Origin of the sequence: Tenacibaculum sp. MAR_2009_124 (genome assembly GCF_900105455.1) — a bacterium.
Classification (GTDB): domain Bacteria; phylum Bacteroidota; class Bacteroidia; order Flavobacteriales; family Flavobacteriaceae; genus Polaribacter.
Genome location: NZ_FNSF01000005.1, coordinates 180,339 through 203,863, shown reverse-complemented (window position 1 = coordinate 203,863; position 23,525 = coordinate 180,339). Strand labels below are relative to the sequence as shown.

16 protein-coding genes are annotated in these 23,525 nt (G+C 32.7%); all 16 read left to right on the top strand.

Annotated features, from left to right (window positions below):
• Positions 1-453: 453 nt before the first annotated feature.
• Positions 454-1,029, top strand: coding sequence for a Pvc16 family protein (locus BLW23_RS11715; protein WP_093670048.1), 576 nt, complete (start codon positions 454-456; stop codon positions 1,027-1,029).
• Positions 1,030-1,033: 4 nt separating this feature from the next.
• Positions 1,034-2,092: a hypothetical protein gene (locus tag BLW23_RS11710; protein WP_143032159.1), complete on the top strand. Its 1,059-nt coding sequence runs from the start codon at positions 1,034-1,036 to the stop codon at positions 2,090-2,092.
• A gap of 24 nt (positions 2,093-2,116) precedes the next feature.
• Positions 2,117-4,060 carry a phage tail sheath family protein gene (locus BLW23_RS11705; protein WP_093670044.1) on the top strand — a complete coding sequence of 648 codons (1,944 nt, stop codon included), beginning with the start codon at positions 2,117-2,119 and terminating at the stop codon, positions 4,058-4,060.
• A gap of 117 nt (positions 4,061-4,177) precedes the next feature.
• Positions 4,178-4,621: a phage tail protein gene (locus tag BLW23_RS11700; RefSeq protein ID WP_093670042.1), complete on the top strand. Its 444-nt coding sequence runs from the start codon at positions 4,178-4,180 to the stop codon at positions 4,619-4,621.
• Positions 4,622-4,708: 87 nt separating this feature from the next.
• The gene (locus tag BLW23_RS11695) at positions 4,709-5,149 is read left to right on the top strand and encodes a phage tail protein (protein ID WP_093670040.1); all 441 of its coding nucleotides are present in this window, start codon (positions 4,709-4,711) and stop codon (positions 5,147-5,149) included.
• Between the two features lie 2 nt (positions 5,150-5,151).
• The gene (locus BLW23_RS23230; protein ID WP_176829806.1) at positions 5,152-5,316 is read left to right on the top strand and encodes a DUF5908 family protein; all 165 of its coding nucleotides are present in this window, start codon (positions 5,152-5,154) and stop codon (positions 5,314-5,316) included.
• A gap of 10 nt (positions 5,317-5,326) precedes the next feature.
• Complete coding sequence (locus tag BLW23_RS11690; protein WP_093670038.1) at positions 5,327-6,058, top strand: CIS tube protein; 732 nt, start codon at positions 5,327-5,329, stop codon at positions 6,056-6,058.
• Positions 6,059-7,804: a type VI secretion system tip protein VgrG gene (vgrG, locus tag BLW23_RS11685; protein ID WP_093670036.1), complete on the top strand. Its 1,746-nt coding sequence runs from the start codon at positions 6,059-6,061 to the stop codon at positions 7,802-7,804.
• 223 nt (positions 7,805-8,027) lie between these two features.
• Positions 8,028-8,318 carry a PAAR domain-containing protein gene (locus BLW23_RS11680; RefSeq protein ID WP_093670034.1) on the top strand — a complete coding sequence of 97 codons (291 nt, stop codon included), beginning with the start codon at positions 8,028-8,030 and terminating at the stop codon, positions 8,316-8,318.
• Positions 8,319-8,691: 373 nt separating this feature from the next.
• The gene (locus tag BLW23_RS11675) at positions 8,692-9,102 is read left to right on the top strand and encodes a GPW/gp25 family protein (protein WP_093670032.1); all 411 of its coding nucleotides are present in this window, start codon (positions 8,692-8,694) and stop codon (positions 9,100-9,102) included.
• A 17-nt stretch (positions 9,103-9,119) separates the two neighbouring features.
• On the top strand, positions 9,120-12,434 hold the full coding sequence (locus tag BLW23_RS11670; RefSeq protein WP_093670030.1) for a baseplate J/gp47 family protein: 3,315 nt from the start codon (positions 9,120-9,122) through the stop codon (positions 12,432-12,434).
• Positions 12,422-15,160, top strand: a complete 2,739-nt coding sequence (locus BLW23_RS11665; RefSeq protein ID WP_093670028.1) for a hypothetical protein — start codon at positions 12,422-12,424, stop codon at positions 15,158-15,160. The genes BLW23_RS11670 and BLW23_RS11665 overlap by 13 nt, the downstream gene beginning before the upstream one ends.
• Before the next feature lie 11 nt (positions 15,161-15,171).
• Positions 15,172-19,173, top strand: coding sequence for a PKD domain-containing protein (locus tag BLW23_RS11660; RefSeq protein ID WP_093670026.1), 4,002 nt, complete (start codon positions 15,172-15,174; stop codon positions 19,171-19,173).
• Complete coding sequence (locus BLW23_RS11655) at positions 19,160-21,589, top strand: contractile injection system tape measure protein (RefSeq protein WP_093670024.1); 2,430 nt, start codon at positions 19,160-19,162, stop codon at positions 21,587-21,589. Before BLW23_RS11660 ends, BLW23_RS11655 begins: the two co-directional genes overlap by 14 nt.
• A 406-nt stretch (positions 21,590-21,995) precedes the next feature.
• Positions 21,996-22,571, top strand: a complete 576-nt coding sequence (locus BLW23_RS11650) for a hypothetical protein (protein ID WP_255362785.1) — start codon at positions 21,996-21,998, stop codon at positions 22,569-22,571.
• 20 nt (positions 22,572-22,591) lie between these two features.
• Positions 22,592-23,452 (top strand): DUF6734 family protein, encoded by an 861-nt coding sequence (locus BLW23_RS11645; RefSeq protein WP_093670020.1) that lies wholly within the window; start codon positions 22,592-22,594, stop codon positions 23,450-23,452.
• Positions 23,453-23,525 lie beyond the last annotated feature (73 nt).

The window sequence follows — 23,525 nt, the reverse complement described above, 5'->3', positions numbered from 1 at the left end:
TAAATCTACATGAAAGAGGATAAAAAGTAATTGAAAAGGAAAAAACTTAGGGTGAAAATTCGTCTGTTATTCGAAATTGTTTCCCCATATATATTCAAACCGAATACGAGCATGTTAATTCGGTAATTGTTTGTTCGGATGAATGAGACTATTCAATTCGTAATTGATTTTTTGTTTTAAAAATTCTAAATCCTTTGCAACAATCAGTTTAACCTTTATTTCTAGTAGGGTCAATTAAAAGTCAATAAAATGAAACAGGCTTTTCCCCTTTTTTTAAGTCTAAAAGCACTTAAAATAATTTAGGGGAAACTACTTTTTGAAAAGAGATTTTCATTGCGAATTTTCTTTTTAAGTAGGAGTAATTTTACCATGTATCCGAAACAGTGTATTTACATATCAGTAGAAACATAGCTGTTTTGGAAAGGGGAAAAACTAACTAAACTAACTACGCAAATGATTTTTGAGGTATTACAAATCATTACAGAAGATCTAAACGATTACCTTGGTGAAAACGCAGTGGCTTTATCGAACATCGCTTCAGTGGATGGAGAGGGAAGCTCACCAGGAAACAGCCCAGACATTTCACTGAGTTTAGTTAATCTTCAGGAAGAATTTTCCTTAAAAAACACCTCAAATAACTATACCAATGGAACTTCGGTAAGTTATAAGAATCCAAAAGTTTACTTAAATCTTTATGTACTATTTAGTGTTGACAAATCAACCTATACCGAGTCTCTAAAAAGTCTTACAAAAGTCATTGAATTTTTTCAAGGCAAACGTGTGTTTACTCATAATAATACTAATTACGATGGTATAGATGGTTTGGGAGATTTAAAGAGTTTTAAGTTCATTACTCAATTGTACACTCCATCATTCGAAGAGCTAAATTATATATGGGGAACCTTAGGAGGTAAGCAATATCCTTCAGCATTGTACAAGGTAACATTGTTGGAAATTGAAAGAGACATGATTACTAGAGAAGGCAAAGTAGTTTCTGGTATTCAAAAAGAACCATTCATTAAAAACTAAGGCTATGTATAAAACGCTATTTGACTTTAATTTATATCACACCTACTTTTTGGATGAAGGAGAAAAAACATTTTTTCAAACGAATGGAGCTACGAGATTAGCAGAAGAAGATAGAGAAACAGTTGAAAAAAAGTATGAGTTAGAAGACTTTCTAGGTATTGTACCTACAATGAGTACAGTTCAAAAATTAAAAAATCACAGATTGTTTATTAGAAATCATGCTAAAGGGTTTCGAGTTCTTTCTGAGACTAATAAGCAGATAGCACTAGAAGGAGGGATGGAAGTTAGTAGATATAGCCCGGTGATCCCGTTAGATGATTCACTGAACCTTACGTTTTATTTAAAAGTACACGATCCATATTTCTATAACTATTCAAGTATTGTTGAAAAAAAGATATCTCAACTTTATTTATTAACGAATAGAGATTCTAGTGGCATCAATATTTTCAGAGCTACTTCGAAAGAAAGAAAATGGAAGAGGTTTTTAATAAATGAAAAAGAAACAAGACAGCTAGTATACAATCTTGAAGTAGAAAATCAGAAACAACTACGCGTTCCTAATCTAGTTTCTATTGATGTTATTCAGCCAGACGAATTGAATGCTATAGAAATGAAAATTGAAAACGCACAATCTTTAACAGATGCAGAACAGGAGGTAATTAATACACTCAATACTGCTGTTAAAATACTTAAGAATAGAGGGATTGTAGGCGTACTGCAATTACAAATAAAAGGAGATGATAACACTGAGTTTACCGAGAGTATAAACGTAAAAAATCCGAATAATCAACAGTTTGATCTTGAAAAGCAGTGTTTACCTAAGGTGTATCCTGATTTTGAAGTGTTCATTAACAACAGAGAAACATTTTGGAGGTATAAAGAGTTGCAAACCTCAACCATAATGACCACGACACAAAAGAAACCATTGACGAAAAATGGAAGGGTTGAGATTGAAAATCAAGACGTTCTACCTCAACCACAAGGAGATTACTTTTTTCCAAACCCAACCCCTGAAATTATTATCAAAGAAGCACAAAAGTATTATTCGGAAGTATTTATATAAACCAAAAATTAATTAAAACTATTAATTATGTCAGCGTACAAAACACCAGGAGTTTACGTAGAGGAAATCGTGAAATTTCCACCTTCGGTAGCTCAAGTAGAAACAGCAATCCCTGCTTTTATTGGTTATACCGAAAAGGCAACTAATAAAATTAAGGGAGACTTAAAAGGAGTTCCAACTCGCATAAACTCTATGTTGGAGTATGAAAACCTTTTTGGAGCAGCGAAGGCCGAAACAGATATAGAAGTATTTGTGGAAGATGGAAAAGTGTCAGTAAAAGCTCCTTCGGCAGCAAACAGATCGCCATTTTTAATGTATAACAGTTTGCAAATGTTTTATGCAAATGGAGGAGGAGCCTGTTATATAATTTCAGTGGGTAGATATGGTGATGATTTAGATACTGATGATACGCAAGTAAGTAGTGTGTCATTCAATACACTAAACGACAGCCTTGCTACTGTTAGAAAAGTAGATGAACCAACATTGTTACTATTTCCTGATGCAACAGCAATAAACAATGATAATGATTTTTACTCTTTATACAATAATGCTTTAATGCAGTGTAAAGATTTACAAGATAGATTTACCATTATAGATACTAGATCTTATGATGCTGAAAGTGTTACAGATCCGAATATTACTGCTTTAAGAAATACTATTTCTTCAAATAAAGATGAAATCAAATACGGAGCAGTCTATTATCCATTTATTGAAACAATTTTAGATTATAATTATGATGAGTCTGAAATAGATGTAACCATAAGTACAGCTGCACCTAGAAATGTTCAAGCGGAAGTAAAAGCGATTTCAGATGCTATTGATACCACAGATTTAGGTGGTTTATTAGCGGATATTGATGCTTTGGCATCGACCGTTGATGGGTTTACGGGGCCAAATGAAGATTTAGACTCTGTAGCACAAGTGCCAAACATTGTTGGGAAAATCAATGATATTAAAAATAGTTTAGGAGGCTTAGAAACCAATTTAAACAAGGCGCTAGATTTGGCTAGAGAAGACGGATCAGCAACTTCACAAGCAAATGATTTTGATTCTTGGATTACTAACGAATTAGAAGAAATTCAAGTAGACCTAAATAAAGCTATTGATCGTTTAAATAGTGATGACACTAAAACCAAAGTTTTAAACGAAATATCAGATTCAACAGCAAGTGATCCATCGGTGCAAAGAGTATTAGGAACACATACAACTTCTACAGATTCAATAGTAGATAAAATTACAACATTAGTTGCTTCAGGTGAGCTAAAAACTCTTATTGACAACTTGCCAACTGCAAGTGGAAGTGCGACCGTTAAAAAATTGAGCGACGTTAAAAACGATAATAATCAGTTATATAACCAAATTACGGCAGAAATAGCAAACATTCCAATGGTATTGCCTCCAAGTAGTGCTATGGCGGGAGTTTATGCTAAAGTTGATTCAGATAGAGGAGTTTGGAAAGCACCTGCAAATGTAAGTCTAAACTATGTAATTAAACCAACGGTACAAGTTTCACATGAAGATCAAAGAGATTTAAATGTAGATACGTTAGCAGGTAAATCTATTAACGCAATTAGGACTTTTATAGGAAAAGGAACCTTAGTTTGGGGAGCAAGAACTTTAGCTGGAAACGATAACGAATGGCGTTATGTACCAGTAAGAAGGTTCTTTAACATGGCAGAAGAGTCAATTAAAAAAGCTAGTGAGCAGTTTGTTTTTGAACCAAATGATAAAAATACTTGGGTGAGAGTTAAGGCAATGATTGATAATTTCCTAACACTTCAATGGAGAGCGGGTGCGTTGGCTGGACCAACACCAGATAAAGCGTTTTACGTAAGCGTTGGTCTAGGTGAAACCATGACAGCACAAGATGTATTAGAAGGAAACATGATCATTGAAATAGGAATGGCGGTAGTTCGTCCTGCTGAATTCATCATCTTAAAATTCTCTCATAAAATGCAAGAAGCATAGTTGAGGGGTAATTAGTATTAAGTGTTGAGGTGTTAGTATAGAGGTGATTACTCATAGTTGAATCATCATGCTAAAGAATCAATATTTAAAATTTAACATTTAAAATTTAAAAAAATCATGTCACAAGCATATCCAATTCCAAAGTTTTCCTTCAAAGTGAATCACGGGGGAACAGAAATTAATTGTACTGAAGTTTCAGGGTTAGATTTTCAAAACGAAACCATCGAATATAGAGGTGGAGCCGATAGTGAATATCACAAAACGAAGCAACCTGGAATGTTTAAATACAGCAACATCACTATTAAAAGAGGAACTTTTGTTGATAAAAGCAAACAGTTCTACGATCAATGGGCTAAAACCGTTTATTTTCAGGAAGACGGGGAGAAATTTAGAGGAGACCTAACCATTAGTTTACTAGATGAGAATGGAGATCCAGCAGTTACTTGGAAAGCGCAAAATGCATATGTAACAAAAGTGCAACCAACAGATTTAAAAGCTGATGGAAATGAAATCGCCATTGAAACTGCAGAGTTCGTTCATGAGAAGTTAACTATTGTTTAATATATCAATTTACGAATGTATCAATGAGTTGATTTGAGGATTTAATAACTCATAATTCATAATTAAACATTTATAATTCAATAAACAATGGCTAATTATTATCCACCGGTTGGCTTTCATTTTACTGTAAAGTTTTCCGACATAGCGAATAAAAAACACGATCATCGATTTCAATCGGTTTCAGGTCTTTCAGTAGATCTAGAAACTGAAGAAGTTGCTGAAGGAGGAGAAAATCGATTTAAGCATAAAATTCCGGTCAGAACCAAATACCCGAACTTAGTTTTAAAACGCGGAATGCTTATCGACTCAGGTGTGATTAAATGGTGTCGAAAAGCAATAGAGAACTTTGATATTCAACCGGTGGATTTAACCATATCACTTCTTGATGAAAAACAACAGGCTTTGCAAACTTGGAAAATATCGCATGCATATCCAATTAAATGGAGTGTGGCCGATTTAAACGCCGAAGAAAACAAAGTAATTATTGAAACGATAGAGTTATCATACCATTATTTTACAGTGAGTTAGTTATGGCAATAGAAATTAAAGAATTATACATTAAAATAAATGTAAAGGAAGGTCCGAACAAAGAAAGTTCGAATAGCGGTCAGCAAACAAAAGATAATAATGAGGCTATCATTTCAACTTCAATAGAGGAAGTAATGGAGTTGTTAGAAAAGCAAAAAGAACGTTAAGAGTTAAATCATGAGCGAAGGTAAATTACAAAAACTGGTAATACGATGCTATAAAGAGGATAGCTTTGATCAAAAAGATGAAATCGAAGCGCTTCGTTATACAGCACTCCTAAATCCAGAGAAATATACTCAGTCGTATAAGACGGAATACAAAACCGAACAAGGATCTGGGAATAGTAATTCTGATCCGAAGTTCACCAGGTCTTTACCTTCAGATTTAGATTTAGAATTTCTTTTTGATAGAACAGGAGTTATCGCTCACTTTGGAAATGATAAAGAGGCGAAGCAAGATGAGAAGTTTTATAAAGATCATGGTAAAGGAATTATTGATGATATTGAAAACTTCAAAAAAGCGGTTTTCGATTATAACGGAGATAAACACAAACCTAACTATTTAAAAATCATCTGGGGTTCACTCAATTTCAACTGTGTATTAACAACACTTTCTTTCGAGTATAAGTTATTTAAATCTGATGGAACACCTTTAAGAGCAATTGCTAAGGCAAAATTTATAGCCTATATCGAGCCAGAAAAAAGAGTGGCCGAAGAAAATAATCAATCACCAGATTTAACCCATTATAGGATAGCTAAGGCTGGAGATACCTTGCCTTTAATGACGTATAAAATTTATGGAGATCCTAAGTATTACTTAGAAATAGCCAAACTAAATAAGCTAAGTAACTTTCGAAATTTAACTCCAGGACAAGAATTGTTTTTTCCACCCATAGCAAAAATCTCATAAATGAATAATAGCGGCGTCATAGCAACATCAAAGAGTCCAGATTTAATAACCTATAAGTTATTAGTAGAGGGAGAAGAATTGTCTGCTGTATACCAAGTAAAAAGCATTTTGGTAACAAAAGAAGTCAATAGAATTCCAACAGCTCAAATTGTATTGATCGATGGCGAGGCGGCTAAAAGAGATTTTGAATTGAGTAATGAAGAATTATTAATTCCTGGAAAGAAAATTGAGATAACGGCAGGATATCATTCTGATGAAGAAACGATTTTTAAAGGAATCATTATAAAGCATAATTTAAAGATTAGATCGAATACTACGCATTTAATAATTGAATGTAAAGATGAAGCTGTAAAAATGACCATCGGTAGAAAAAGTAACTACTACTTTGAAAGTAAGGACAGCGAAATATTCGAGGAAATTATAGGGAAATATGGTTTAGAAAAAGATGTAGAAGCTACGAATCAAAAGCATTTAGAATTGGTGCAATACAATACCTCTGATTGGGATTTTATCGTATCAAGAGCGCAGGCAAATGGGAAAATATGCATTGTTGATGATGGAAAAATAACGATAGCAAAACCTGATGTTTCTCAGAGTGAAATTGAAACGATCACTTTTGGGGCAACCTTACTCGATTTTGATGCAGAAATCGATGCCAGACATCAGGTTCAAAAAGTAGCTTCTTATGGATGGAACTATGCAGATCAGGAACTTTTAGAGATTGAAGGTAAAGATCCATCAATAAATTTAAATGGTAACCTTTCGGCAAGTGATTTAAAAGAAACTATAGGTTTAGATAGCTATGAGTTAAGACATGGAGGGGCGGTAACTGATACTTCATTGCAAGATTGGGCGGATGCGAAATGGATGTTTCAACAATTAGCAAAAGTGAGAGGTCGGGTAAAACTTCAAGGAATTCCGGCGGTAAAACCAAATACTATTTTAAAGCTTGAGGGAGTAGGAGATCGTTTTAATGGAAATGCCTATATCACAGGAATAAGTCATACAATAACGGAAGGGAATTGGGTGGTAAACGCGCAATTCGGATTAAACCCAGAGTGGTTTTCTGAAACTTTTGATATTAGTCCACAACCGGCTTCAGGGTTAATTCCAGCTATTGCAGGTTTGCAAGTAGGGATTGTTTCTCAGTTAGAAGAAGATCCAGATGGAGAAGAACGCATTTTAGTTCAGATCCCCATCATTAACAATAAAGAACAAGGTATTTGGTGCCGATTGGCTTTACTAGATGCTGGAGAGAATAGAGGAACTGTTTTCAGACCTGAAATTGGTGATGAAGTGATTGTCGGATTCATTAATCAAGATCCAAACAATGGAGTGGTTTTAGGAATGTTACATAGTAGTGCCAAGCCATCGCCAATATCAGCAAGTGATGATAATCACGAAAAAGGAATTGTTACACGTAGCGATATGAAAGTCGTTTTTGACGATGATAAAAAATCGATAAATATATCAACACCAGCGGGGAAAGTTATCACACTTGATGAAGATGCAGGAACTATTGTTGTTGAAGATGATAACTCTAATAAAATAACGATAGACAGTAGTGGGATACTTATGGAAAGTGCTGGAGATATTGCATTAAAAGCATCGGGGGATGTTTCTATTGAAGGAACCAATGTAAGTATTGCTGCAAATGCTGAGTTCAAGGCTGAAGGTTCTGCAGGAGCTGAGATGTCAACAAGTGCTATCGCTGTATTAAAAGGGGCGTTAGTACAGATTAATTAAGGTAGTGTTAAGTGATGAATGTTGAGTGTTAAGTTGTTGATAAGTAGTGCTTCTGATGACTACTCAAAATTAAAAGTAGTTTGTCATGTCGAGTGTTTTTTGCGACCGGAAGGAGTAAAAATTGTATTGAGACATATTTAATGTAACAATGTAACAATGTAAAAATGTATCAATTCATAATTGAGCATTCGTAATTCATAATTAACAATTCGTAATTGAAAAAATGGGGAATCCAGCAGCAAGAGTAAACGATATGCACGTATGTCCAATGTCAACAGGACCCGTTCCACATGTAGGTGGTCCAATACTACCAGCGGGAGAACCAACAGTTTTAATCGGAGGAATGCCAGCGGCTAGGATGGGTGATATGGCGGTATGTACAGGACCTCCAGACAGTATAGTTGCAGGTTCAGGAACTGTATTGATAGGAGGAATGCCAGCGGCCCGAATGGGTGATTCAACAGCTCATGGAGGAACTATCGTAGCTGGAGAGCCAACAGTATTAATTGGATGATTTATCAATGAGTTAATGTAGAAGTGGATCAATGTAACAATGTAAAAAGGCTAAGTGATGAATTTTGAGAGTTAAGTTATTGACAAGTAGTATTTCAAATGACAACTCAAAATTAAAAGGAATTTGTCATGTCGAGTGATTTTTATGACTGGAAGGACTAAAAATTATATCGAGACAGAGTTTATATAAAATGTACTAATGCATAAGTGTAAAAGTGTACCAATTCATAATTGAACATTCGTAATTAAGCATTCATAATTGATAAAAAGGTAATGTTAAGTGATGAATGTTGAGTGTTAAGTGTTAGGTTTTTAATAGGGGTATCTCTAATTACAACTTAAAATTCAATACTCAAAATCAATAATTAGAAAAAATGGAAAGTAAAAAAGCATTCTTAGGAACAGGTTGGGGATTTCCACCTGAGTTTAGTAAAGGTAGGAATGAAGTGATTATGACTTCCAATGAAGAAGATATTCAAAAGAGCCTTCAAATTTTACTAACCACGCAATTAGGTGAACGTGTGATGTTACCTGAATATGGATGTAATCTTGAGGAATTACTTTTTGAAAAACTAAATAGAACGTTAATCACCTATGTAACGGATTTGATTAGAACAGCCATTTTATATCATGAACCAAGAATTGATGTATTAAAAATTGATATTTCTGAAACCGATACCCTGGAAGGGAAGTTGATTATTTCGATTGATTATATAGTGAGAGCAACCAACTCAAGAACCAATTATGTATTCCCATTCTATAAAGAAGAAGGAACTAATATTTAACCAAACAAACCAAACTGATGTGTAATACATGTTGTCATATAGATAATGTCATTTTTAAAAGAAACGGGACCAATCAAAATGATCGTTTTCAAGCATCATTGAATCCTGATAACGTGGAGTTGCATGATTTTACGATTGAAGATTGGTTGCTTTTTGCTTTTCATTTTGCGCAGCAAGTGAATTATTTTTCACCAACCAATGCAGAAAATCATGAAGGAAATTGGCAATCTTTTTTTAATGTAACAAATAGTACTAAAAAAGACATTCCAAATAGAACCACAAAGGAGTATTCAAAGTTAAAAGAGTCTGTTAAAGAGATGCTCAAAGAGTTTGATAATAACGGTGAGCTAACGCCTCATTTAACATTGTTTGTTTGTTTCTTAAAACTACTAGAATATTCAAAAGATAGATTTAACTCTTTAACGCAAAGACATCTTTCTTTCTTCTATAAGGATATTTTAAAAATAGAAAAATTACCAGTCCGAGAAGATCAAGTTCATGTAGTATTTGAATTAGCAAAAAAAGCATTAGAAGAGGAAATTCCAGAAAACGCTCAATTAGATGCAAAAAAAGATGTTAATGGAGGTAAATTAATTTATGAAGTAGATAATAACTTTGTAGTTAATAAAGCGACTGTTGGTAGTTTAAAAAGCACATTTAACGATATATATAACGGGGAATTTAAATACAGTGAAATAACAAATTCTTTTGACGGTCTAGGGAAAGAATTACCTGAAAACTCACCATTTTGGTTTCCTTTTGGATACAATTCCTCAGAAAAAAATTATGACAACCTTCCAGATGTGGAACTTGGGTTTAGTATTGCTTCTCCTGTTTTAGCAATGAAGGAAGGAACGAGAAACGTATGTATTACAATAGACTTTAATGACTCAATTAATATTGAAGGAATTACTTCTACCAAATTATTAGAATGGATACAAGTTTCTTATAGCACTCAAAAATCATGGCAAGAAGTAAAGTTGTCAAAAACAGGAATAGCACTTCATGTAAAGGGAACTCAAGGATTAAGGTCAACATTTATGAGTTCAAATCAGTTACAATTGGTGTTTTCGGTAGATAAAGATTTACCTGCTATTGAAAATTATAACAATGAACGTTTAAAGAATAACTTGAGTACGGAGTTTCCTGTAGTCCGTTTTTTATTGAAAACGAATGCTAAAGAAGGACATGATTTTTTTAGACGAATTGTAAAAAAAGCGATTGGAAAAATCAAAATTAATGTAGCTGCTTTCGAGGTAAAAGATATACAAATGGAGAGTGATTTTGGCGTTTTGAATCCAGCTAAGCCTTTCATGCCTTTTACAAGTCAACCGATTCGAGGAGGGGCTTTTCATATCAAATATCCAGAAGTTTTTACTAAAAAATGGAGTGATATTGCTATTTCAGCGAACTGGATGAATACGCCAACCAATTTTGTAAGTCATTACAATGCTTACAAAAAGTCATTTTTAAGTAAAATTAGTAAAACGAATTATGTAGACGCTCTTTTGATTGAAGAAGAGCCATTGAAGGAGGCAAATCAACCTACGGATGGTATTACAGATGCTATAAATGATACTGCAAAAAAATTAGTGGTAAATGAGTCGGATTTGATCATTAATTCAGATAAAGATTTTAAAGCAACTTCAAGCTTATATTATAAAGAAGATTGGAAAACGAAAGACAGCGGTATTATCTTATTTCAAAAGAACAATGGTGTTTTTCAGCTAAATACATCTTTTAAAAACACCGAATCAGAAATCGATGAGACTTCTCAGCTTAAACTAACATTAAATCAATCCTTCTTACATTCATTATATCCAATGTTGTATACATTGGCTTTTACCTCTCAAAACGATCAGGCACCAATACCTAATCAACCATATACACCTTTAATTGAGAGCATTAAAATGTCATATGCGGCCCAAGAAGAAGTGAGTTTAGAGGTTGTAGAACCAGCGTCTTATGAAACTAGCAGAATTCAATTACATCATAACGATGTATTTGGGGTTTATGAAGAACATAGTTTTTTGAAAGAGGAAGCAAGAAAATCTTCAATTATTGGTCAAGATGTTTCTTGTTATTTGGTACCTGACTATTGTCATGGAGGGGAATTGTATATCGGATTAAAAGATGTTGAAGCACTACAACAAGTATCGTTGTTGATACAAGTTTTAGAAGGAAGTGAAAACCCGAATGTAGATACTTTTGTGGGCAAACAAGGGATTTCTTGGTCGGTTTTGTGCCGTAACTATTGGAAAAAATTAGAAGATGAGATACTTGTAAATGAGGTGGATAATTTTCTAAAATCAGGAATTGTGCAAATAAAAATTCCAGAACAAGCAACAGCAAAAAACACCAAATTTTCTGAAGATTATATTTGGTTACGCGCCAAAATGCATAAAAGTTACGATGCTGTTTGTAAGGTGTTTGGAGTGTATGCTCAAGCAACTATAGCTACTTTTTCTAACAATAAAAATGAGCTTTCTCATTTAGAAAAAGGACTAACGGCTGAAACTATTTCAAAACTTGTTACAAGGATTCCTCAAGTAAAAGGAGTTCAACAACCTTTTAATTCTTTTGGAGGGAAACCAGAAGAAACCGATTTAAAATACTATCAACGTGTAAGTGAAAGACTCCGTCATAAAAATAGAGCAATCAATCTTTGGGATTATGAACATTTAATATTGGAAGAGTTTCCAGAAGTGTTTCGAGTAAAGTGTTTAAATCATACATCGAAAACTTCGTTCATGTCACCAGGGAATGTTTTGGTTATTGTTATTCCAGATATTATTAATAGAAACGTATTTGATATTTACGAACCAAGATTAAGCCAAACGACTCTTAATGAAATAGAAAAATATGTAAATACTTTAAACGGAAAACAAGTGGAAGCCTTTGTTGATAACGCTCAATACGAAAGAGTTCACGTTGAAGTAAAAGTGAAGTTTTATCCACAGTTTGATGAAAATTTTTACAAGGATAAATTACAGGAAGATATAACCAAGTTGTTATCTCCATGGGCGTTTAATGAATCGGAAAGTATTGAATTTGGCATTGAATTAAATAATAGTAGTGTTATTGACTATGTGGAAAAGTTACCTTATGTTGATTATTTAGTGTCTTTGGAGTTAGCGAAGATTTCTGCTGAAGATGATATCAAATTAGCAGAAGGAAATACCACTGTTTTTGAAAGCCTAACTTTTGAAAAGAAACTTTCTCCTTCAAGTCCTAAACACATTTTAGTGTCTTCGAAAACTCATTCGATATCAACGAATGTTCCTACATGTAATCAAATTAACATTCAAGAAGCAGAACAATGTCTATACTAAATCAACATATAAGTATTCCTAAAAATGTCAGCACTAAAGACGACTTAGATTATTACTTTCTGAGAAATAAAGGCATAGAGTATATTGAGAAACTTGGTGGTAAATTATGGACTGACTTTAATTCACACGATCCAGGAATTACCATCCTCGAAGTATTATCGTATGCTATTACCGATTTGGGAATGAGAATTAATTTACCCATTGAAGATGTACTATCATCTAACAATTCGGGTGATTTTCATGAACAATTTTTTAAAGCTTCGGAAGTCTTACCAACAAGCCCTGTTACTGAAAGCGATTACAGAAAATTGTTTATCGACATTCAAGGAGTTAAAAACTGCTGGTTAACGGTCCATAAAAAACAAGTATTTGCCGATTTAAAAGAAGGAAAACTTACCTATAATTCATCAGACACTAGTCATTTAACCAACAATTTAAAAGATGACTTTTGGTTAAAAGGTCTGTACGATGTCTATGTAGATTATGAGGAAGGTACAGAGGATATTGTGGATGATATAAACGAGGAGATAAAAACAAGGTTTCATGCAAATAGAAACTTGTGTGAAGATTTAGTGTCTATAAAGCCAATTAATCAGTATCCGATAAAAATTTGCGCGGATATAGAAGTAGAAACAACAGCTGATGAGGAAAAGATACATGCTCTTATTTTAAATGCTATTGATGGGTATTTTTCACCATCGGTAAACTTTTATTCCATTCAAGAAATGCTTGATAAAGGATATGGATCAACTGAAATATTTGACGGCCCAATATTGGATAACGGGTTTATTGAGAGCAAAGAGTTGATGAAGGCAGATTTAACAGATGAAGTTCGATTGTCTGATATTATCAAGTTAATAATGGCTATTCCTGGGGTAAAGCATATCAAAGAAATTGCCATGGGCGATTGCGCTCAAGAAGCCGCAATGTTAGATGATTGGTTATTATGTATGGAAGATCATCAGAAACCAATGTTATGCGATAAAAGTGTTTTCAATTATAACAAAGGCGTATTACCACTGAGTATAAACAAAGCCAAAGTAGTAGAGTATTTACAAGAGTTAAAAGACGAAGAAGAAGAAAAAAGAGTAAACGCTAGCGAAAACAAAACCTTTTCATTGCCCGATGGAGAAAAATACAATTTAACCGATTATACCTCTATTCAAAATGAGTTTCCATTAACTTATGGAATTGGACCAGAGGGTTTAATTGATACACCAACTCCCGAGCGCGTTGCACAAGCAAAACAGTTAAAAGCTTATTTGACTTTTTTCGACCAAATTTTAGCAAGCTATTTCAAGCATTTAGAAAGAGTAAGTGATTTACTTTCTGTAAAAGGAAATTTAACTCAAACTTATTTTACGCAAGCTGTTAAAGATATTGATGGACTCGACGACTTGGTAACCGATTACGATCTTAATAGTGATATTTCATTAACCCAAACCTTGTTTGAAAAACAAGATAATGATATTGAACGCAGAAATATACTATTAGACCATTTATTATCAAGGTTTGCAGAGCGATTTTCAGAATATACCTTTATAATGAGAGCTATTTACGGTGCTAGTACTGATGAAATGGTGTTGAGAAATAAAGAAGATTTCTTAAGTGATTATAAAGTAACCAGCATGAATAGAGGAAACGCTGCGAATCTTTATAAGCAAGACTCAATTGCTTTGTGGGATACCAATAATGTTAGCGGAACGCAAAAAAGAATTGCCAGACTTTTAGGGATAAAAAATTATAATAGAAGAAGTTTGTCTCAGCAGCACAATGTTGAAACCTATACACTTATTAACGCTGATGATGAAAAAGTATTTCGTTGGAGATTAAGAGATAATGCTCATAAAATTATACTATCGGCTACAGAAGAATATTACGACTTATCATCGGCTAATAGGGAACTTTATTTTGCGATCTCTCAAATTATTCAAACCTCTGAAGAAAAAGTAAATGAAGTATTTGAAAATACTTTAGTAATTGATGAAGAGATTATTATTGATAATATTCAAATTCATCAGTCAGATTCAGGGAAGTATTCATACGATATTATAAATCCGAAAATAGCAAGTCATCATAACCCTGATAGAATAATAGCGAAGAGGTTTAATTATTACGAAACTCAAGAGGAGTTAAAAGACTCTATTATTCAGTTAATTCAATTCTTGAAAAATGAATTTTCTGAGGAAGGTATATTTATCGTAGAGCATATGTTATTAAGACCTAATGTCAATGCCGATGTAATAGATAAGGAACTGTTTTTGCCTATTAGTAAAGAAGAATGTAATCAATGTGAACCTACAGACCCTTACTCTTATCGTGTAAGTATTATAATTCCTGGATACACTTTTCGCTTCATGAATACTGACTTCAGAAATTATATGGAAAAGATAATAAAAGAAACATTGCCTTCTCATGTTTTACCCAAAATATGTTGGATTGGGTATAGAGATAATGAATTACAAGATAAGGAGGCTAATGATTTGTTGCAATTTGAAAATGCGTACAAAGATTATTTGTTTTCAAAAGCAACAATTCAGAAAGACCCAACGGAAGGACAAACTGATCAAGATCAACCACCATTGGAGTTGAAAACATTTATTGATAAACTAACCAAACTTTCAAACGTATATCCTACTGGAAGATTATTTGACTGTAGTGATGATGATAATGAATCATTATCAGGGAATATAATTTTAGGAAAAACAAACTTAGGATCACTTTAAAATCACGAATCATGGCTACGAAACTTTCAGATATAACAACAAATTATCGTCGATTTACACAAAATCAAGTATTAACCGAAGGACAGCTTAACGAAATAGTAAACTATTTTGATGATCAAGATCGTCTATCCAGAATTCTTTTGAGTGGAGTTGGACTGCTATGTGGTTTTGAAGTAAGCTTTTCGGAAGAGGCAAGTAATATTTATATTTCTCAAGGAACTGCTATTACCACTGATGGTGATATTATTAAGTTTTTTAATGAAGAAGGAAATAAGAATGTAATTCAACAAAACCATAATACCTACAGTTTTTTTAAGAAGTATGATAATAAAGATGCTAAATACAAGCCATACTTTTATGATAATGATGATCAATTGGAAATTTATGAACTCTTTACTTTAAAAGAGGTAAACTCTTCAAAAGTTCTTCAGGAAGAAACGAAGCAATTAGAGTTTTTATTGGGAGATGAAATTGGAGATGATTCAAGTGATATTCAGAAAGTACCTTTACATGACGCAGTTGTATTGCTCTATTTAGAAGAGTATGATAAAAAGAAAGACTTATGTGTTAGTTTATCATGTGACAATCAAGGGTTAGAAGTTAGTAACCGTTTGAAAGTATTGCTGGTAAGAAGCTCTGTAGCCCAGAGAATAATGCAATATGACACGATTAGTAAGAAGCCAAATCTGTCGACATCAGTTTTAAAAGGGCTACCTGATCTTATGGCTAATCGAGTGTTGATGCAGCCTGAATATTTTTCGGATTATGAAGAATTAAAAAAGGAGTTTAGCAAAGGAGTTTTTAGAAATGAAATCGTAGGTCGCACATTAAAAGCGTATCAACAGTTATTTTATGGACTTAATTTACCTTCTTGGTATAATGTATTTGAAGAGCGCTATCAATTTTTATTTCAATTTGGTCAAGACGAGAATATCCCGCCAGATTTTCAATATAGATACGATGTTTTAAAAGATATTATTGACACCTACAACGAACTGAAGCAAGAGTTGCATTGTATGGAATATTACCTTTCTTGTACACCCGATATTAATGCATTTCCTAAGCATATTTTGTTGGGTGGAATTCAAGAAGAGAAAACGGGAGTATTTCGATATAACTTTTATAAATCGCCAATATTTAAACAATGTAAGAAGACTTTAAAGGACTTTAAATCGCCAAAATTCGTGGAAGACGAATTAAATCGTGAGCAAGTTTTTGATATAGATACTACCTTAAAGTTATTGTATCAGAGTCAAAACCTACAACAAATAAAATTGTACTCATTATTGAAAAGAAGTTTACAGCAACTTCTAAATTATAATTCAAATTTTACGAATATAAGAATAACACCTTCCTATGAATTGGGTGAGTTGAGTAAAAAAGCAATTCCATTTTACAATAATGTAGGTCAGCATCTAATCAATCTTTGGGATATTGAAAAAACAATCATTGAAGAGCAAGGGAAAAATCGAAGTTATCATACACAGTTACTGAATGAGAAAAGACCATTGGAAGTTACTTTCGATACTGATTTTTACAGAATTGAAGGACATCAAGGGAAAAATTATAAGGAAGTAGTAACTGAGCTAGAAGCTATTCGAGCAAAATATAACTTGAGCTTTAATATAGTAGCCTTAAAGGTGAAAGGAACAAGAGAACAAAGCAAGGATTTTTTGCATGAATATACTGAGCAGTATTTAAAAAGGAATCATGGGTACGAACATAAGGCAGGAGTAGTTCCTGGAGGAACATTTATTTTAATTTATATTGATAGTGAATATGATGAATATCCTTATCCTTATGGATATGGTTATCCATATTACTACCCGAAAGCATTAACATTATCTGGCGATTTTGATGGAAATGAAGTTGAAAAACCCATTGAAGTGTTAACCCCAGTGGTAGCTGATTTTTCGATACCTTATTTATGTTGTGATGAAAATTTAATAGGACTCAGCTTACCAGTTAAGGAATTGTGCTTCGATGATAATACACTTCCCATTCCATTTACAGTAATGCCAAAAAAAGGATATGTAGAAGCAGAAGTAGAAGAAGGATTAAATGGGGGAGTTGTATATACAAACCAAGGAGAATTTGTTTTTGATCCGAAACTAGTTTCACATGAATTACATGGAAAACCAATCAAATTTACAGCCAATAATTTTGAAACTGATTGTGCTATTCTTGTTAATCGACGTCCTGAATTCAGTTTTATGGTCGATACTATTTCCGAACCAACATCAGATAGAGAAATTAAAGTCGTTTTTAGAATTATAGCGAATAATGATCAAGAAGATGTTGATTATACTTGGAACTTTGGAGATGGATCGGATTCATTAACAACATCCGATATGTTAGTTTCTTACACATATAAATTAGAAGAAAACATAGCAAGATTCAAAGTTAGTTTGTTTGGAAAGAAAGATCGTTGTTCGAATGAATTCTCAGAAGATATTTTATTAGAAATTCCAGAAGTAGAATTAAGTCTTCCAGAGGATCATATTTGCTTTGATGATAATACATTCCCGCTACCGTTTAATGTTGAGCCAAGAGGTGGAGTTGTAGATGCTATAACAGATAATGGGCTTAATGGAGGTGTTGTTAGGTTAGATGGAAACTACTTTTTTGATCCTAAATTAGTGAGTTCTGATTTGCATGGTGAACCTATTAGTTTTACAGTAAATGGTTTTGATACCGATTGTATTGTTTCAGTTTCTCCTAAACCTAATTTTCAGTTTATGGTTGAAACTTTAGGAGAACCCATTGAAGAAACTGTATTGGTAACGTTTTTAATAACGCAAAATCCGCCTATTGTTGGAACAGAATTTACTTGGGATTTCGGTGATGGAACACCAACGGAAACTACACCAGAATTTAGAGTCTCTCATAGATATACAGCGTCAAGAGGTCGTATTAGCCCCTTAGTTACCGTAACGGCAACAGCAGGTTCGTGTCGTAGTGAGTTTTCTGATACAATTTTGATTGAATTACCTAGAAATACAACGGTGTCTATTGAACCACAAGAATTTTGTAGAACAAGAAACGAGGTGTTTCCATTTACAATTTTACCACCCAACGCTATTGTTGAATTGGATGGCGAAGGAGTTGTAAGTATTGAAGGAAGATGGGGCTTCAACCCAAGTTTAACTACCTCTTCAAGTGTCACCATTTCTATTGATGGAATACCAAGTAATTTGATAATTAGTATTTCAGATCTACCAATACCTAGATTTGACTTGACTATTGAAGGTGATAACTTGGTAATTGTAAATAATTCGGATAATGCAGATACCTATTTATGGGATATTAACGGACAAAAAGTAGAAAAAAATACACGACATCGAATGACGATTCCGTTGAGTGAAATTCCTAATTCAGAAGAAGAAATTGTAGTTTCATTACAAACAGTAACGGAGATTTGCGGAGTCAGTGAAAAATTAGAAAAGACGATAAAAAGAGATAAGTGCTTAGCGGAAATTAATAATTATATTGATGAAAAAGGCAGCGAATATGAATCTTTAACGTCAACTCTTCAAGGGAAATTAGAAAGTAGTATAGACAGTTTATGGAGTGGGTTTTTATTGACTTTAACAGATGTTAGAGACCTAAGAGATATCGTAGATTTAGACCCGAATGAGCCATTGAATTTTGTTCACTTATTTGGTGGAATTGACGAAAACATTTTTCAAAGATTAATAAGGGTTATCGAAAGAATCGAAACAGAAGAAGATAAGCTTGCTTTAAGTTTCCTGGGTAAAGCATATGTACGATTGTTTTATTTATTATGGTGTTGTGCTTCCAAACGAGGTGATGTTAACTTTGAAAATATCATTGTATTGGAGCAAGGGTTGCAAGACTTTTTAGGAGCCACTTTGCAGAATGGTTTTGATATTGATAGGGTTAATACTTTAAAACCATTTTTAATAACGGTAAAAGAAGAGTGTTCAGAGCAGACTCTAATTACGAATTCAATAGATAAAACTTTAACTAGTTTAGATTTTGGGGATAGATAATTCACATATCATTCATAAAGTTTTTGTTGAGGTAGATACCAACTCTTTAACTATTGGAAATCAGTTCAAAGATTCATTCTTAGATTATCTGAAGGATAAAATTTTACCATTATTAGACACTAAACTAACAGAAATTTCTTCAAAAAATGAAGGGTATAAAGTTAGGATCCCTCATGTAGAAATTGATGTTTCTGTTGATCAATTAAGCAATTTCAGAGGAGTAGAGTTTGATGTTGTTACAAAAGTCGAAAAGAAAATTCAGAGGGCTGTTGAGCATGATTTATTGGAAAGCAGTGGTTTGGAAGAGTCAGTTTTAATAAGTTCTAATAGAAATAAAGAGGACTTCTTTAAAGAGTTTTTAATTAGTGGAGCCTCTCCATGGTGGAAACTGGATAGAACTACCAATTTCGAAAGTAGAGAGCTTATAGAATTTGTAAAGCCAGAGTATTTGCAAAAGAAGGAGGTAAGAGAGCGTTTCATAAAACAGTTTAGTAATAAGTTTCTTTTGAAAACCATATTGAACTTAATTAATAGCAGTGAAAAAAGTATAAACTCTTTAATAACTCCTGAGAAAGTTGAAAAAATATACATTGATATTATTGAGAAAAACACTGATCTGAAGCAACGTTTTTTAGTTTGGGACATTTTATTCTCTGAGCAAGTCAGAGCAAGAGATTCAATTAGTTTCGAGAAAAAAATGAGGTTATTCCTCTATAATTTTATGAATAAAAACTTAGATAGGTCGGTGTTATTAAAGGATCGAAATGAATCTAAGTTATTATCAGACGTATCACATACTGAAAGTTTGGAGTTTCGCGAAATACGAGAGAAGATTAATTCAAGAAAAAATAAGCTTCAGCGATATCTGGTTGATAAAGTTTTAAAGAATAAACAACCAATTGAAATGTTATTTCAAATTTCTCAAGAAATTAAAGTTTTGCAAAAGGAATTCATAGCGATAGAAAGTAAATTAGATATAGCACAAGAGGAAGGCAAAATGGCGAGGTTAACCTCTCGAGATAAATTTGTAGATAAGAAAAAAGATACCGTTACTGAGCAAAGTAATCTAGTTGAAAGCGAATTAAGGAAATCCAAATCGGAAGGAAAAAGAGGTAATGAGCAAGAGGCTATCAAGCTAAACCTTAAGGAAAATCAAGAGAGTCAAATCATAAGGATTGTAACTGAATTGAAAGCTTATATGACATTTATAAGCAAATTCAAGGAGCAATTATCAATGTCTAAAAATGAACCTATTTTAGAAGTATTGAAGACTTTAGATACGTTGTTGTTAGATGAATGCGCAGTGTATTTTTCTTACAATATATCAAAAGAAGTTAGAGAGAATAAAACTCAAGACGATTTATTATTTAAAATAGAAAAGATCATCAATGCAATTGATGCAGCAATAATTTCGAATGAAAAACTTGGTAAAGAAGAAGCCGAAGAGTATGCAACTATTTTGTCAAAATTAATCGCTCTGGTAAATGAGCTTAATGTAGAAATTAAAAAAAGTATCATTGAGTTTTTGGAAAAAAATGAAATTGATACCGAGACGTATGAGTTTTCTGAGCAACATATAATGAAGTTGTTTCCAGAGAGACATCAAAAGAAAAGCAATCTTTTATCAATAGATACACCAAAAAACAAGGTTTCTGAAAGGTTGATTAACCGAGAAAATCAAAGGAGAAATGAAACAAATGAGGTAGAATCTGAATTAACGGAAGACTTTATTCATTCCGAAATAAAAACTCAAAGAAAAAAGAAACAGTCGAGAGAAGAACAGGAGTTTAAAAAGAATGAAGTACAAGAGGTTTTTAAGGATAATGAAATAGGAATAATAAAAGAAGAAATTCTTCAATTAGAAAAAGAAATCTTGAGTTCTAAAAGTCATCAATCTTCAATATTAGATTTAGGGTTAAAAACTGATACTTATGTTGAAAATGCAGGAGTGATACTTGCGCACCCATTCTTAAAATACGTACTGTTAAACACAAAGCTTTATGATGAAAAAACAAAAAAAATAACAAATCCCGAAAAGGCAATCCATCTTATACATTTTGTAGCTACTGGGAAAGAACAGGATTTGGAAAGTAATATGATTTTTGAAAAAATTATTTGTGGTATTCCTCCAAATCAGCCTATTAATAGATTCGTCTATTTATCAGAAGAAGATAAAAAAGAAGCGGATAATATGCTTCAAGCAGTATTATCGAATTGGGAAAAAATGAACAATGCTTCCAATGATTTATTAAGGCACGAGTTCTTTAACAGAAATGGAAAGTTAACTTTGGGGAAGAGAACTGTTTCCTTAAAAATAGAAAGGAAACCACAGGATATATTATTGAATAAAATCAATTGGAATATGTCTATGGTAAAACTACCCTGGTTAACAACTATGATTCAAGTTGAATGGTGATACCTTAATGTATAAATGAATTAATATAGAAGTATATCAATGAGTTAATTAAAAGATCTGATAATGGATCACTCCTAATTGAAAATTCAAAAATTAATAATTTGTAATTAAAAGGAATTTGTCATGTCGAGTGATTTTTCGAATTGAAAAGGAGGGGAAATAGTATCGAGACATCTAATGTAAATCACTTTGGGGTAACAGTATAGCAATGTTCCAATATGTTGATTTGAAAATTTGAGATTGAAAGCCAGAATAAAGTTAAAAAGTAATTAATAAATAAAGATGAATAACGGAAACTCCTTTTGAAAAACAACATTTTATAAACTGATAACTGATAACTGATAACTGATAACTGATAACTGATAACTGATAACTGATAACTGATAACTGATAACTGATAACTGAAATGAAAGAAACATACGAAGAGCTTGATAACGAATTAATATTCAAAGAACAGAAGCAGGTTTTAAGAAATGTTTTTGATCAAATGGACATGTCTAAAGTTGTTTTTATAGGAGGAATAGCCGATTACATAAATCTAAGAGAGCACTATCATTTGGTAATTAATGATATTGATTTAGCATATGAAAATGAAGAAGACATCGCTCATTTTCTTAAAAACTATGATTATAAAAAGTATCAAAATAGATTTTACAATAGTTTAAACAATGAGGTACTTGTCATTGAAGTTCCTTTTGGAGGTAAATGTGTTCATTTCGATTTCTTTCAAAGAGACTTAAAACGATTAGATATTGATCAATCTTATTTACTAGGTGAAAAAGTTCATCATACTAGTTTTAATGAAATGAAGAATTTTCACAATCAGGAAATTGGAAAACAAACATCTAGGATGCAGAAAGAAAAGTATGAATGGAAGCGATTGTATAAACATAGCATTAAAGCTTCATTGTACAATGCAGTGTGTTATAATGTATTTACAAAAAAGGAAAGAAGCCCTTTGAGATGCGCTTTAACTAGATAGTCGAATTTAATCTTTAACAAATGGAAAAACAACCCAAAATAATATATAGCCTTGATACTTACCCGTTGATTAACAATAGGTGGCATATGGGTAATAAGTTAAAAGAAACTATTTACATGACAAGCTTAAGCGTGCTACAAAGTCATATGTGGTATTCAGAGATTGAGTTATTTGTTGATGAAACGGCCTATAAGTTTTTATACATGCTACCCTGTAAAGTAACCTTAATTTCCCATGAATCGGATACTGATTTATGGATGAAAGTAAAAATGAAGGCTATAGAACAACAAGATACTGCTTTTGTGCATCTCGATACGGATGTGTTTTTAAGTAATAATATCGATTTTAATTTTAACGAAATTATTATTGAACGACAAGAGTTCAGTTACAAAAGGCACTATAAACCTCAGTTGGCGTTTTTTAATAGATACATGGCGCATCTAGGATTTTGGAACAACGATTTAGGCACATCCTATAGTTGTGGAGTAATAGGGTTTAAAAACTTGGAGTTGAAAGACAAATTTATCGAGAGTTATAATCAAGTAGAAGAGCTTTATAAGCTATATAAACGAAATTATAGTGCTTTTAAGCAAAATGGGTATGAACCATGTATTGTAGTAGAGCAATATACATTGGCCTGTCTGTTAAATTATTTACAGGTAAATCCGAGTCTTTTGCTCGAAGGGAAAAACATGTATGAGCAAGCTAAGAATGCCAAAAACATTGGTTTTAGCCATCTTTTTGGAGTGAAAAAGTATGAAGGAACTGTAACGACTTTAATTGAAGAAAGATTGCAGCAAATATTCCCGTATTGGTATTATCAAATTAAAAATGAAATTGATAAGTATACCTATGATAATAATATGGTGGTAAGCTTTTAAATCATAGTAAGCGATCAATAATAGCTATTAGAAATAAGAGTGTAATAATTAGATGAAATTATTGGTAATGCGA

What these genes read in the sequence shown, in the direction of transcription:
- BLW23_RS11715 (WP_093670048.1), top strand. Translation starts at nt 454, where the DNA reads ATGATTTTTGAGGTATTACAAATCATTACAGAAGATCTAAACGATTAC.
- BLW23_RS11710 (WP_143032159.1), top strand. Translation starts at nt 1,034, where the DNA reads ATGTATAAAACGCTATTTGACTTTAATTTATATCACACCTACTTTTTG.
- BLW23_RS11700 (WP_093670042.1), top strand. Translation starts at nt 4,178, where the DNA reads ATGTCACAAGCATATCCAATTCCAAAGTTTTCCTTCAAAGTGAATCAC.
- BLW23_RS11695 (WP_093670040.1), top strand. Translation starts at nt 4,709, where the DNA reads ATGGCTAATTATTATCCACCGGTTGGCTTTCATTTTACTGTAAAGTTT.
- BLW23_RS23230 (WP_176829806.1), top strand. Translation starts at nt 5,152, where the DNA reads ATGGCAATAGAAATTAAAGAATTATACATTAAAATAAATGTAAAGGAA.
- BLW23_RS11690 (WP_093670038.1), top strand. Translation starts at nt 5,327, where the DNA reads ATGAGCGAAGGTAAATTACAAAAACTGGTAATACGATGCTATAAAGAG.
- vgrG (WP_093670036.1), top strand. Translation starts at nt 6,059, where the DNA reads ATGAATAATAGCGGCGTCATAGCAACATCAAAGAGTCCAGATTTAATA.
- BLW23_RS11680 (WP_093670034.1), top strand. Translation starts at nt 8,028, where the DNA reads ATGGGGAATCCAGCAGCAAGAGTAAACGATATGCACGTATGTCCAATG.
- BLW23_RS11675 (WP_093670032.1), top strand. Translation starts at nt 8,692, where the DNA reads ATGGAAAGTAAAAAAGCATTCTTAGGAACAGGTTGGGGATTTCCACCT.
- BLW23_RS11670 (WP_093670030.1), top strand. Translation starts at nt 9,120, where the DNA reads ATGTGTAATACATGTTGTCATATAGATAATGTCATTTTTAAAAGAAAC.
- BLW23_RS11665 (WP_093670028.1), top strand. Translation starts at nt 12,422, where the DNA reads ATGTCTATACTAAATCAACATATAAGTATTCCTAAAAATGTCAGCACT.
- BLW23_RS11660 (WP_093670026.1), top strand. Translation starts at nt 15,172, where the DNA reads ATGGCTACGAAACTTTCAGATATAACAACAAATTATCGTCGATTTACA.
- BLW23_RS11650 (WP_255362785.1), top strand. Translation starts at nt 21,996, where the DNA reads ATGAAAGAAACATACGAAGAGCTTGATAACGAATTAATATTCAAAGAA.
- BLW23_RS11645 (WP_093670020.1), top strand. Translation starts at nt 22,592, where the DNA reads ATGGAAAAACAACCCAAAATAATATATAGCCTTGATACTTACCCGTTG.